The sequence below is a fragment of the Aquirhabdus sp. genome, from assembly GCF_046462495.1.
GTDB lineage: Bacteria > Pseudomonadota > Gammaproteobacteria > Pseudomonadales > Moraxellaceae > Aquirhabdus.
In genome coordinates this window covers 178,228-190,758 of sequence record NZ_JBKGVE010000012.1, presented here as the reverse complement: position 1 = coordinate 190,758, position 12,531 = coordinate 178,228, and the positions used below count along the sequence as shown (strand labels likewise).

The window sequence follows — 12,531 nt, the reverse complement described above, 5'->3', positions numbered from 1 at the left end:
CTTTCTTTCCCATCATTCATTGAGGGAAAAATAAAAGGGCAGGAGCGATGAGGGTGATAAGGAGGAAGTGTTATGTCGATTCGTAGACGTCGTCACCGAGAGACCAACACCGAGTTGGATCTCACTGCATTTATGAACTTGATGGTGATTATGATCCCATCATTGCTCATCAATGCTGTTTTTACACAAGTGAATGTTTTAAATGTTGATCAGCCAGGTGATGGTGCACCGCAAACGGCAGCCGCAGCGATCAAGCCACCGCTGACTCTAGATGTCGGTGTTTATCCTGATAAGTTCGTGATTAATAATCGTAGTCATGGGCAGTTGGCCGAAATTGCTGGGCATGATTATGCGAAGCTTAATGCCGCACTGGTGGAAGTCAAACGCCAATATCCTGCGGTGAGCAGTGCGACATTGCGGATCGATGAGACCGTTAAGTATCAAGATATTATTTATGTAATCGATGCGGTTCGCATCGTGCAAAGTGGGCAAACGGGCAATAGCTATGCGCTGTTTCCGAATGTACAGCTTGCTGGTGTGGAGGGAACACCATGAAGATTTCTCAGATTAGGCGTCATAAGCGTAAGCAGGCGCTGAAAAGTAATACGGCACGTTTGACGTTGACATCATTGATCGACATTTTTACCTTGCTCGTGTGTTTCTTGCTGGTGGGCTTTCAGGGTGAGGCGCAGATTCCTTCGATCAAAGGGCTGGCACTGCCGATTTCAAGTTCGTATGCACCGCCAGAGTCTTCATTAACCTTGGTAGTAACCCCAACAGAAATTCGCGTCAACGAAAAAGTCATTCAGCGTTTAGATGTGCCCGCCGCTGAAGGTGCAACTATGGATTTCACGCCGCTCATTACGACCCTTGCGCAACAGGCGCTCCGTTTTAAGCCTTCTCAAGTGGTCAATGGCACGCCTGAGCGCACCGTGATTATTTTGGCAGATCAAAATATTCCGTACGCGACATTGCATCAAATCATGATGGTCTGTAGCCAACAGCATTTTGGTCGTATTGCATTTGCTGTGAATAAGGAGGCAAAGAAAAATGCCTAATACTATTCCGAATGCAGGCTTGAATACATCGTTGCCAAAACTGCAAAACGTGCATGCCTTGGGTTGGTTGCCATGGGATTATGGTCAGTTCCGTAAGTCAGACTTGGCATTCTCCGTGTTTGCCGTACTGTTCTGCGTGGCGATTCCTTTTGTAAAAGTACCGTTGCCTGAGCGGGTGATCCCTGCACGGACGGTTCTTGCACCCATTGATATCGCACCGCCGGAAGTAAAGCTAGTGGAGAAGAAAGAAACCCCTCCGCCTAAGACTAAGGAAGGCGCTCAACCTGAGGCAGCAAAAGCATTGCCACGTGCCGCGGCACCGAATCATCCATTGCCTAAGCCACAGCCCCCAAGTCAGGTGGGTTCTCCAGATAAGCCGCCAGTACAGACCGTACGTCCAGCGCGTGCGACGACAGATGCTGCGGCGACACAACGTGCTGCTGCATCTCCTAATCCTGGTCCTCTGCCAACCGATACGCCAGCTCCTGTATCACACAGCACGGGCCCTAGTGCTGCTGAGCTTAAAGAAGCGGCTCAGCGCCGGGCACAGGGCTTAGTTGCCGCAACAGGACTGGGAACAGCAGTAGGAAGCCTGACCAACGGCACCAGCTCCAATCCTAAAGCCATTGAAGGACGTGGATTGCAGAAAGGGGGTGTGGAAGGTGGTCGTCCTGATCCAAAACTGGGCTCTGGCGGCGGTGGTACTGGCGGCAACGGCGCAGCAAAATCAGGTGTACGCTTTGGTTCCGCAACCGATGGTGATAAAACCGGTCATGGCACAGGCAGCTTGTCTGGACGCGGCACGGATGATGTCAGCGGCGGCAAAATCAAAGGCAATGGCACGGGTAGTGCTGGCAGTGGTAAAGGTGGCGATAGTGCTAAGGGCGCGCGCGATGATGTGAATCGTGTGATGAACCAGAACAAAGGTCGTATGCAAGGCGTATATATGCGTGCTCTTGGCGATGACCCCACAATGGAAGGAAATTTTACAGTCCATCTTAAAATTGCACCTGACGGTCATGTGGTTAGTGCCAGTGTGGTTTCAAGCGATCTGAATAACAGTAAGCTTGAAGGTCAATTACTCGCCATGATTAAGGGTTTTGACTTCAATTCGGGTAGTTTTGATCCTTGGGAAGGAAATTATAAGTATAATTTCATTCAATAGGTCGTTAATTCAGCGTTTTGCGGTTGTCTTTTTAAACCGAACTCGTTAATATTTGCGCCTCTGGAAGCGTGGCTGAGCGGTTTAAAGCACCGGTCTTGAAAACCGACGAGGGTGTGAGCCCTCCGTGAGTTCGAATCTCACCGCTTCCGCCAAATTTGTAAGACGTAAATAAAAAAAGCCCTTATTTGATAAGGGCTTTTTTATTGGCTATGGTTTGAATCTCTGAAAATAAATACATCTGTTATAGGTGGATATTAATATCGATAAATAACGCGCTGTTGCTGGGGTTGGGGAAGCTGGTTGCCGTTGGAGTACATACATTGCTCATAAGCAATGTCATAACGCCTTTGTAAGCTATACGACGCATCTTGGGCATAAGACCCTCCGAACAGTGAGCCTCCTGCCAAACCTACAGCCGCACCAGTTCCTACTGCACGGCCATGGCCTCGGCCACCAATCGCACCCACGGCTGCACCAAGTGCAGTACCAATCACAGCCGCTCCAACCGCTGAATCATTCGCAGCCTGTGCAGCAGGCCCTACGGAGTTCGCCGCAAAGTTACGGCATTGCTGATCTTCCTGTTGAAACAAATCAAAAGGTTTACCGGGTGCAGGCATCACCGCCACATTTGGGCCACTTGGCATCGTCTGACAGCCACTGAGTATCGTTGCACAACTTACTACGGCAGTCGTGATATAAAATTTTATACGCATCATCATTCTCCTCAGATATGCTTTTTTATCTGTTTTTAGCGTGCATCAGAAGGTTTTACAGGCGTCTTCTGCCAGCCCGAAGGACAACTCGGTACATTGGGGTAATAGCCTTGTGGGGAGCTGCAGTAATACCAGACCGTCTGAACCACGGGAGTTGGGGCTGTCTGTGGTAAAGGTTGGGCGGGCTGGCTTTCTACAATCGTTGTTACAGGCTCACTCACGACATAAGCGGGTTCAAGCTCAGGGTCTGGATATGGATATATCGGCGCGGGATAGAGTAACCATGCGCCGCCGACTCCCCACCACCATCCGTAATGACCGCCATGCCAACCTTGTCGCCAATATCCACCACGCCAGCCGACTGGATTGTAATGAAAGTGATAAGCGCCGGCCCAATTGCGTCCATAGTGAGGGTAGGCCTGTGCTGGTGATGTCAATCCTATCCCCCCCAGGATGGATATCGCCGAGGCGACGATCAGCGCTTTAGATTTCATGATTGATATCTCCCTGTGTATGGTTCAATCGTAAAAACACTACGACCACATCTTGAGGCAATCCAAAACACGATCATTGCTTCATAGAATTCGTTGATTTAAAGGCAGTCTGCGATTCAAATTTGGTCTAATCGTGGGTTTTGTGTGTCTTTATATGATCGAACTAGATGGTTTAGTAAGTCTGTGACAACGTATTTCAAAAACACTCATTTATTATGCTCACTCTTTGTGGGTGAGTTTGAATCTCACAGTTTCTGTCAAATCTGGTGGCATTGAAAAAAAGCTAATCGTTAAATTAGTATTTTATTTTTTGGTAGTTTTAATCTCTTCCAACTCTCTATTTCATAGAGAGTTTTTCGATTGATCAAAATTTTTATAAAAAATAAATAAATTTAACTATTTGATATTTATTGATAATTAATTATTTTTAATATAACTTTATGATTTTGATTTATTTTTATTTAATATGTAATTAGACGGTGATAGAATCGTTGCACTTTGGTATCAAGTGCCATGGTATTTATATTTATCAAAAAGGGATAAGAAATGAGTCTTTTAAAAAAAATGATCGGTCTGACCGCAATTGCATCTGTTGTATTGGCAACAGGCTGTGCGTCTATTCTGAATGACAAAACACAAAAAGTGAATGTAACCACTTCAAACGGTTCAAAAATCACTGCAAGTGTTGATGGCCAATCATTTGCAGTACCTGGTATTGTTGATTTAACACGTTCAAAAACAGACAAAACAATTATTACAAGCAATTCAAACTGTAATCCTCAAACACTCGCACCAAAGCAAGTGGACTCAATGTTCTGGATTAACATTTTGTCTGGTGGTGCATTCGGTTCAACAACCGACTATTCAACCGAAAAAATGTGGAAATACAACGATAACTTAGTTATCAGCTGTAAATAAGCCATCTTGACGTTTACTTCAAAAAAGTTAACGCAAATATGGATAGGGAAGGGAGGCTTTTTAGCTTCCCTTTTCTTCGTGCTCTGCTGTGCTTTTTCAATGGTGCATGCACAACCCATTGATTCCACTACTGACTCAGGTCAGATTGTTGATCAGGCTTTAAGCCAAAAACTAGAACAGCGTCTAGAGTGGCAAGCGCTTCTCCATGTACATGATCAAGAACCTTATATCAAAGATAACCAGTTTCTTTTAAGTTGGCCTCGATTTTCATTGGCTAATGAGCTGGCAAAAAATATCAATGCCTTACTCAGTGCGAATAACGCTGCTTATGTCTGTAGATTTCCTGCTCGTGCTGTTTGGCTTCAGCAACAACTACAACTGCCTCCGATCTCTTTTGCTCAGTGCCCTGATTTTCTCGAATATCTGAACAATGCACCCGCTAACGACATTAAGCTGGTTTATGTATCGGATAATATCACTCAGCCATCCAGCATGATGGGTCATGTGCTGATCCAGTTTTCAGGGGTGAATCAGAAAAATCAGCATGTGGATCATGCCATTTCTTTTTTTACTGAGGTTCAAGGAATCAATGCACCTAAGCTGATGTTTGAGGCTATGGTGACGGGTAAGAGAGGTTATTTCTCTCTGACACCATTACAAGAAAAGTTGGAACGCTACCAGCACCGCGAGCAAAGAAATATCTGGACCTATGATCTGCGTTTAACGGATGAGCAAAGAAAGCGCATTCAATATCATGTCTGGGAGCTCAAAACGGCTGCGTTGACTTATTATTTTAGTCGTTATAACTGCGCAACCTTGACCCACTTTATGTTGGCCACAACGGGTGATCCAGAAGTTAGCAAGCGTTTTAGCCAGATGTTGACACCACTTGATATCGTCAAAAGTAGTGATGCTGCGCATTTGATTGTCGGTACAACGTTGCTGCCTGCCGATAAGTTTGCGATTCGTATGTTATCTGACTCTTATAGCCCTTCATGGCAAAGAAAACTTAAGAGCGCGGTAGATCATCAAGCGCTTAAACCACTGATTGAAAGTACGCCATCACCAGAAGAGAAGTTTGTGATCTATCAGGTTGCTAGCCATTATCGTGATTACCGTATTGATCAAGGGAAAGTTGCAGCCGATCAGGCAGAGTTTAATACGCAATTTGAGCAATCTAAACCACTGGTTCAGGATTTCTCGATTGATCTTTCTCAATATAAAAGTCCGCTGAAAGCGCCTGATGATAGCCAGTTCTCGGTAGGGAGCGGTTATGACAATCATCAATATGATCTTCGTTTGGATTACTTGCCTGCGGCGCAGAAGCTTGAAGATGATAATAGTCAATCCGCAAGTGAGCATGAGTTGCTGCTAGGCAATATTGGACTGAAGTACTTAACCCAAGAGAAAAAGCTCAAGCTGGATTACTTGAAGCTTTACTCAATGACATCCTATATTCCTTATGATGTGTTAACAGGTGGTATTTCTGGTAAATTTTCAATGAGCTATGAGCCTCATGTGGATTATCACCTCACAGAGCAGCATGCGACGACGATCGAAGGCGGTGCTGGATTAACCCATCAAGTGATGCCTAATTTAAGTATATCGGCACTGGGTTTGGTGGGTGTTGATTATTTTCAGCATGGTGTTAGTGTGCATGTCTCACCCAGTTTGGGGCTTATTGCCAATGAAAAATATGATATGAAGTCGGTTATCCAATACAAGCGCATTTATACAACCCAGCAATTCAGCCAACCTTATAATTCCATCAAATGGATTCAGTCTAAGCGTTTTACTCCAGAGTTGAGTCTCCAGTTTACGTTTGAGCAGTTTTGGAATAATGACAAACAAAAAACGGCATACGCCCTCATGCTCAAAAAGATGTTCTAACGTATTTTTGGTTGTGTCTGTGAATTTCTATATTTTTCGAACAGTTTACATTTTATTACTAGACGACTGGTCTATTTCTAATTAATCTTCATGCCATGAGAGCAACCCATGATTCAACTCGCCATCGCATTCTAGATGCAGGAGAAAGCCTTATTGCAAAAAAAGGCTTTAATGGAATTGGCTTGGCTGAAATCTTAGCGGCTGCAGAGATTCCCAAAGGATCTTTTTATCATTATTTTGGTTCAAAAGAAGCCTATGGGAATGCGCTGCTTGAGCACTATATCGAAGGCTATAAGCTAAAGCTTGATGCACTGCTGAATGCGGATGGACTGAATTCAGCAACGGCACGTGAACGCCTGATGAACTATTGGTCAGATTGGTTGAATAGCCAAAGTACATGTAGCGATGCACGTAAATGTCTTGTGGTTAAGCTGAGTGCGGAAGTGGCCGATCTCTCTGACGACATGAGAAACACCCTTAAGCTGGGTACTGACCGGGTGATTAAGCGTCTGACTGCCTGTATCGAAGAGGGCATAGTCGATCAGTCGATCCAAATTAAGCAACCCGCAGCAGTTATCGCTCAGATGCTCTATCAGCTTTGGCTTGGCGCCAGTCTCCTGAGTAAGTTGAGCGGGGATCGTAGCCCATTTGAGCTGGCAATGCAGGTTACCGAAGCCACCTTGTCTACACCGTATCCATCATCCTAATTCATCATTAATCCAGCTTCAGAGTGATTCTGAAGCTGATGAGGTTATAGCCCTTCACGTTGTGAACTGCATTTAAGCCAGATTGTTGTGGGTATAAACTAGACGACCAGTCTAATATTTTAAAGTTGAGATGTTTCTATTATTTATTTTTCGCATACCGCGAAACTCTGGAGTTGTTATGCAAAATTTTGAATTTTATAACCCTACCCGTATTGTATTCGGGCAGAACAAAATTGCTGAACTTAGCCGTCTGGTTCCGCAAAATGCAAAAGTACTCATTCTGTTTGGCGGTGCTAGCGCAGAGAAGAATGGCACGCTTGCAGAGGTGAGAGCGGCACTGTCTCAGCATGAAGTCCAAGAGTTTGGCGGCATTGAACCAAATCCAACCTACGAGACATTGATGAAAGCCGTCGAATTAATCCGCAGTGAGAAGCTGGATTTTCTCCTTGCCGTAGGCGGTGGATCAGTCATTGATGGGACCAAGTTTATTGCTGCTGCTGTCAATTTTATAGGCGAGCCGTGGGATATTTTGACTACGCATGGCGCGGTTGTGAAACAAGCTATTCCTTTTGGTACGGTACTGACTTTGCCAGCAACGGGTTCCGAGATGAATGAAGGTGCCGTCATCACTCGTCAATCTACCCTGACTAAACTTGCTTTCATGAGTGAGCATGTCTTCCCGCAGTTCTCAATTCTTGATCCAACCAAAACTTATACCTTGCCTAAACGTCAGGTTGCTAATGGTGTCGTTGATGCCTATGTGCATATCATGGAGCAATATCTGACCTATCCCGTGGATGGTCGTGTACAAGATCGCTTTGCGGAAAGCTTGTTGCTTACCCTGATTGAGATTGGTCCTAAAGTATTGGCACAACCCGAAGATTATGACTTACGTGCAAATCTGATGTGGGTTGCGACATTGGCATTGAATGGTTTGATTGGGGCGGGTGTGCCGCAAGATTGGGCAACCCATATGATTGGTCATGAGCTGACCGCAGCTTACGATATCGACCATGCTCGAACACTCGCCATTGTTTTACCTTCCATGCTGTCGATCCGTCGTACTGAAAAACGCGACAAGCTACTCCAGTATGCAGAGCGTGTTTGGCAGATCACCAGTGGTTCTGATGATGAGCGCATCGATCAGGCCATTGCCAAAACCCGGGCATTCTTCGAGTCTTTAGAGGTGCCAACGCGTCTTAGTGCTTATACCTTAGGTCAAGATGCCGTGCATCATGTGGTGAAGCAGCTTGAGACCAATGGCATGGTCAAACTCGGCGAAAAGAAAAATGTCACTTTAGACGTGAGTCAGCGTGTACTTGAAGCAAGTCTATAAGAGATCTATTTTCTTATATTCATGTGTTCAAATATAAAAAAGACACGCTAGCGTGTCTTTTTTTATGATCGAAAAATCGTTAAATGGCTCGTTCAAAATCTTTAAGAAACTGTAGGCCATCACGTCGTCCTAATTGGAATGTTTCTTCAATCAAATCGGGGGCGGGTGTAGTCCCAGCTTTTGACCGGAATTGGGCTGGATGGCTGGACATAGAGACGCTTTTGGCCCTGATCGTTCAATGAGAATTGAGTGGGGCGATTCGGATACATGCGGCTCAATAAAACCAGCACAGGCTCTGGGGTCGGATCAAGTCCTGCGATCGGGACGTTATCAACAACACCGCCATCCAGAATCGCTTTGCCTTGCACCTGCATCATTGGGATGATTGGTGGAGTACAGGAGGATTGCAGGAGGATTGCAGGATGAGTTCGGCAAGTTCCTCAACCGTCGTACAATCTTGAGCGCGGCTAAATTGCTGCTGAAAACCGATAGAACGTGCAGTCGTCGGGTGCAGTGCTTTACGCACATGTTTATCAAAGTTATACGCAGCGATTGCCAGTGCTAAAGAAGGATAAACGCCGAGCCACTGGGGAATATGAGTCACCCCAATACGAATTTCAGGGGCATCTTGCAGCCGATCAAGTCGATTGGCAAACAGGTCACGCATGGCTTGTAAATACATTTCATGCTGGGGAAAAACCCGCTGCTCACGAAACAGATTTGCCCAGTAGATATTTTTTGCATTCGCACCAAAAAGCGTGTGGATATAATCCAGCGTCGCACGTGTCTCTTGGGTAAACATCAAGCAAGACATCAGTCCACCTGCCGAAACCGTCGAAATGACACGCGGTTTGAGTTCAAGAGCAGGGGTGATGACATCTAAAAAGCCGACTTGCCACGTACAACGGCCACCACCACCCGCCATCACCATTTGATCATATGAGCACTCAATTCTTAAAAGCGAGATTTGATTAAACATCATTACCATCAAATCTCATAAGCCAATTTTGTTTTGGGCACTTTACTTTGCGGGCATGTAAGGTGCCAAACGGGCACCCATCTCAGCGGCCAAGGTCTGTAGCGCAGACATCGGACGAATCATTACGGTGAATTCAGAGATTAGACCCGCATCGTTGAAACGGATCATATCAATGCCATGGATGAGCTTGTCGGCGACTTTGGCTTTAAATTCGAGAACGACATTCTGACCATCGGGACTTGCGAATTCTCGATGATATTCAAAATCACTGAAGACCTGAATGACGGTGTTTAAAATCAGCGCCACCACAGGTGCTCCCTGATAAGGTTTAAACACCGCGGGTGATTGAAATATCGCATCATCACTCAAGATGGTCGGTAACTTGGAGAAGTCCTGTGCCGTAATCATCTGATGCCAAAGGGCAATAGAGGTCGTAGCCTTTGGATTTAAACTTAAGTCAGTCATCGCCGTATCCTCACATTTAAATAAAATAGAAATCCCTTTCCGGTGTATCGATTACAAGCGTGCTGCTAACTCTGCACCTTGTTTGATGGCGAACTTCGCATCTAGTTCCATGGCTTTATCTGCACCACCGATGAGGTGGGTTGAGCAGCCTACAGTTTCTAGCGCGGATTGTAGTTCACGCAGTGGCTCCTGACCTGCGCAGATGATGATGGAATCGACATCGAGAATCGAGTCTTCGGCCCCATCATTGACATGCAAGCCTGCATCATCAATCTTGAGATAGCTCATGCCGGAACGCATATCCACGCGGCGGTTTTTAAGTCCGGTACGGTGAATCCAGCCCGTCGTTTTACCGAGTCCATCACCCACTTTACTAGTTTTGCGTTGCAGCAAAAAGACTTCACGTGGGGAGGTTTCCACGTCAGGCTGACGCAGGCCACCGCGATCTTTGTAATCTGTATCAATACCCCATTCCGCATAGAATTTTTTCGGATTTTGGCTGCCACTTTCGCCTTCATGGGTCAGATATTCCGCCACATCAAAGCCAATCCCGCCAGCACCAATGATGGCGACACGTTGCCCCACAGGCTTACGCTCACGCAGTACTTCAATATAACTCAGCACTTTTGGATGGTTGATGCCTTCGATATCGAGCGCGCGCGGTTGAATACCCGTCGCCAGCACGATTTCATCAAAACCTTCGGTTGCTAATTGCTCGGCAGTGACGCGTTGATTGAGCTTGAGTTTGACGCCAGTCAGCTCAATTCTATTTTTAAAGTAACGGATCGTTTCATAGAACTCTTCTTTACCCGGCACGGTCTTGGCAATATTGAATTGACCACCAATTTCATGGCTGGCATCAAATAAGGTCACATCATGGCCACGCTCGGCTGCGACGGTAGAGAAGCTGAGTCCTGCGGGACCTGCGCCGACAACAGCGATGCGCTTTGCCTTTTGAGTCGGGGTATAGACCAACTCAGTCTCATGACAGGCTTGGGGGTTGACGAGGCAAGAGGTAATTTTTCCACTGAAAATATGGTCCAAGCAAGCCTGATTACAACCGATACAGGTATTGATTTGCTCCGGTTGATTGGCTTCGGCTTTACGGATAAAGAATGGGTCGGCGAGCAGGGGGCGTGCCATAGATACCATGTCACACATGCCATCTGCCAAGATTTGTTCCGCGACTTCTGGCGAGTTGATGCGATTAGTGGTGATCAAAGGAATAGAAACTTGACCTTTCAACTTCTCGGTTACCCATGCAAATGCGGCACGCGGTACTTTGGTTGCGATTGTTGGAATACGCGCTTCATGCCAGCCAATACCGGTATTGATAATGGTCGCACCTGCGGCTTCGATGGCTTTGGCCAATTGAATTACTTCATCAAATGATGAGCCATTGTCGATGAGATCCAACATCGATAGACGATAGATGATGATAAAGTTCTGACCCACACGTGCGCGGGTGCGACGGACGATTTCAAGGGGGAAGCGAATACGGTTTTCATAGCTGCCACCCCATTCATCGGTACGATGGTTGGTATGAGAGACGATGAATTGATTAATTAGGTAGCCTTCAGAACCCATGATCTCCACACCATCATAGCCCGCTTGCTGAGAAAGTGCGGCACAATGAACAAAGTCTTCAATGGTTTGCTCGACTTCATCTGCGCTGAGTTCTTTAGGCTTAAAGGGATTGATTGGAGCGCGAATTGGACTCGGTGCGACCAGAGACGGTTGATAAGAGTAGCGACCAGTATGCAGAATCTGCATGGCAATTTTGCCACCTGCTTGATGTACAGCGTCGGTGATCACTTTGTGGTGTAAGGCTTCTTCCTCTGTTGTCAGCTTGGCACCCCCTTGGAATACACAGCCCGCATCATTAGGCGCAATACCACCCGTGACGATCAGTCCTACGCCACCACGCGCACGCTCTGCATAAAATGCAGCCATGCGTTCGAAACCATGTTCTGCTTCTTCAAGCCCCAAATGCATTGATCCCATCAGTAGACGGTTGGATAAAGTGGTGAAACCCAGATCTAAAGGTTTAAGCAGATGAGGATAAGCGTTCATAATGGCTTCCATAGAAAGTGTGGTGGCTTTGATTGCTCTGTTAGATGATGTGATCAAAATCATTTATGCAACTGGTTGCATATAAAGATAATGGATTCACTGCTAATATGCAACTGAGTGCATAATGTCGTTACAAATTAAAATCCGTGACCAAGAGTGGAGAAGGGTTGATGTCGTTACCCCATGCGTTAATGGTGTCCTTGCTTGAAAAGTCTTGCTCTGGCTATGACTTGGCACAGCGTTTTGGGAAGTCGATTGGTTACTTCTGGCAGGCATCCCATCAGCAGATCTATCGTGAATTAGCCAAAATGGAAGAAAATGGCTGGGTCAAATCAGAAGCTGAAGATGGTAGTAAAACCCGCAAGCGCACCTATCATGTGCTTGACGAGGGGGTGACTGAGCTTAAGCGTTGGGTTGCTGAATCGATTGATCCACCGCAGCAGCGTGAGGCATTCTTTGTACGTCTCAGGGCAGATGCTGTCATGGGGCCGTTGGGTCTAGAGGGTGAGTTATTGCGTCGGATTCATATTCATGAGCAAAAATTAAAAACCTATCGTGTGATTGAGCAACGGGACTTCTTAAGTGTCAAAAATCAGCCGCAGGGGCAGGCTTCGCGCGCGCTGAGAATCCAGCATATGCTGTTAAAGGCCGGTATTCTCTATGAGGAGTCTTCTTTAGCCTGGTCGAAAGAAACCTATAAAATTCTTACCGAAGAGTAAGCAATAGAGCGTAT

Annotated in this window: 14 protein-coding genes and 1 tRNA gene; 9 read left to right on the top strand and 6 right to left on the bottom strand. The window is 46.1% G+C overall.

Features of this window, described 5'->3' with window-relative positions:
* The first annotated feature begins 72 nt into the window (after positions 1-72).
* The 4 genes from ACLHG7_RS15255 to ACLHG7_RS15240 all read left to right on the top strand — a co-directional run bounded on the left by ACLHG7_RS15255 (position 73) and on the right by ACLHG7_RS15240 (position 2,375).
* The gene (locus ACLHG7_RS15255) at positions 73-555 is read left to right on the top strand and encodes an ExbD/TolR family protein (protein ID WP_410211835.1); all 483 of its coding nucleotides are present in this window, start codon (positions 73-75) and stop codon (positions 553-555) included.
* Positions 552-1,058, top strand: coding sequence for an ExbD/TolR family protein (locus ACLHG7_RS15250; RefSeq protein ID WP_410211834.1), 507 nt, complete (start codon positions 552-554; stop codon positions 1,056-1,058). Before ACLHG7_RS15255 ends, ACLHG7_RS15250 begins: the two co-directional genes overlap by 4 nt.
* On the top strand, positions 1,051-2,223 hold the full coding sequence (locus tag ACLHG7_RS15245; protein ID WP_410211833.1) for an AgmX/PglI C-terminal domain-containing protein: 1,173 nt from the start codon (positions 1,051-1,053) through the stop codon (positions 2,221-2,223). The genes ACLHG7_RS15250 and ACLHG7_RS15245 overlap by 8 nt, the downstream gene beginning before the upstream one ends.
* Positions 2,224-2,285: 62 nt before the next feature.
* Positions 2,286-2,375 (top strand) — tRNA-Ser (locus ACLHG7_RS15240).
* 102 nt (positions 2,376-2,477) lie between these two features.
* Here ACLHG7_RS15240 and ACLHG7_RS15235 read toward each other — a convergent pair.
* Both ACLHG7_RS15235 and ACLHG7_RS15230 read right to left on the bottom strand, forming a co-directional pair.
* Positions 2,478-2,936 carry a hypothetical protein gene (locus ACLHG7_RS15235; protein WP_410211832.1) on the bottom strand — a complete coding sequence of 153 codons (459 nt, stop codon included), beginning with the start codon at positions 2,934-2,936 and terminating at the stop codon, positions 2,478-2,480.
* A 35-nt stretch (positions 2,937-2,971) separates the two neighbouring features.
* Complete coding sequence (locus ACLHG7_RS15230) at positions 2,972-3,430, bottom strand: hypothetical protein (protein ID WP_410211831.1); 459 nt, start codon at positions 3,428-3,430, stop codon at positions 2,972-2,974.
* A 546-nt stretch (positions 3,431-3,976) separates the two neighbouring features.
* Between ACLHG7_RS15230 and ACLHG7_RS15225 the strand changes: the two genes are divergently transcribed.
* The 4 genes from ACLHG7_RS15225 (at position 3,977) to ACLHG7_RS15210 (ending at position 8,281) form a co-directional block, all read left to right on the top strand.
* Positions 3,977-4,348: a hypothetical protein gene (locus tag ACLHG7_RS15225; protein ID WP_410211830.1), complete on the top strand. Its 372-nt coding sequence runs from the start codon at positions 3,977-3,979 to the stop codon at positions 4,346-4,348.
* Positions 4,349-4,447: 99 nt separating this feature from the next.
* Positions 4,448-6,238 carry a DUF4105 domain-containing protein gene (locus ACLHG7_RS15220; protein ID WP_410211829.1) on the top strand — a complete coding sequence of 597 codons (1,791 nt, stop codon included), beginning with the start codon at positions 4,448-4,450 and terminating at the stop codon, positions 6,236-6,238.
* A 95-nt stretch (positions 6,239-6,333) separates the two neighbouring features.
* Complete coding sequence (locus ACLHG7_RS15215) at positions 6,334-6,945, top strand: TetR/AcrR family transcriptional regulator (RefSeq protein WP_410211828.1); 612 nt, start codon at positions 6,334-6,336, stop codon at positions 6,943-6,945.
* A 178-nt stretch (positions 6,946-7,123) separates the two neighbouring features.
* Positions 7,124-8,281, top strand: coding sequence for an iron-containing alcohol dehydrogenase (locus ACLHG7_RS15210; RefSeq protein ID WP_410211827.1), 1,158 nt, complete (start codon positions 7,124-7,126; stop codon positions 8,279-8,281).
* A gap of 146 nt (positions 8,282-8,427) precedes the next feature.
* Here ACLHG7_RS15210 and ACLHG7_RS15205 read toward each other — a convergent pair whose 3' ends face one another.
* The 4 genes from ACLHG7_RS15205 to ACLHG7_RS15190 are packed head-to-tail and all read right to left on the bottom strand — an operon-like array spanning position 8,428 to position 11,798.
* The gene (locus ACLHG7_RS15205) at positions 8,428-8,658 is read right to left on the bottom strand and encodes a hypothetical protein (RefSeq protein ID WP_410211826.1); all 231 of its coding nucleotides are present in this window, start codon (positions 8,656-8,658) and stop codon (positions 8,428-8,430) included.
* On the bottom strand, positions 8,655-9,263 hold the full coding sequence (locus tag ACLHG7_RS15200) for a patatin-like phospholipase family protein (RefSeq protein WP_410211825.1): 609 nt from the start codon (positions 9,261-9,263) through the stop codon (positions 8,655-8,657). The genes ACLHG7_RS15205 and ACLHG7_RS15200 overlap by 4 nt, the downstream gene beginning before the upstream one ends.
* Before the next feature lie 39 nt (positions 9,264-9,302).
* Complete coding sequence (locus ACLHG7_RS15195; protein WP_410211824.1) at positions 9,303-9,725, bottom strand: nuclear transport factor 2 family protein; 423 nt, start codon at positions 9,723-9,725, stop codon at positions 9,303-9,305.
* Between the two features lie 51 nt (positions 9,726-9,776).
* Positions 9,777-11,798, bottom strand: a complete 2,022-nt coding sequence (locus ACLHG7_RS15190; RefSeq protein ID WP_410211823.1) for an FAD-dependent oxidoreductase — start codon at positions 11,796-11,798, stop codon at positions 9,777-9,779.
* Positions 11,799-11,968: 170 nt separating this feature from the next.
* Here ACLHG7_RS15190 and ACLHG7_RS15185 point away from each other — a divergent pair, with 170 nt between their 5' ends.
* Positions 11,969-12,517, top strand: a complete 549-nt coding sequence (locus ACLHG7_RS15185; protein WP_410211822.1) for a PadR family transcriptional regulator — start codon at positions 11,969-11,971, stop codon at positions 12,515-12,517.
* Positions 12,518-12,531 lie beyond the last annotated feature (14 nt).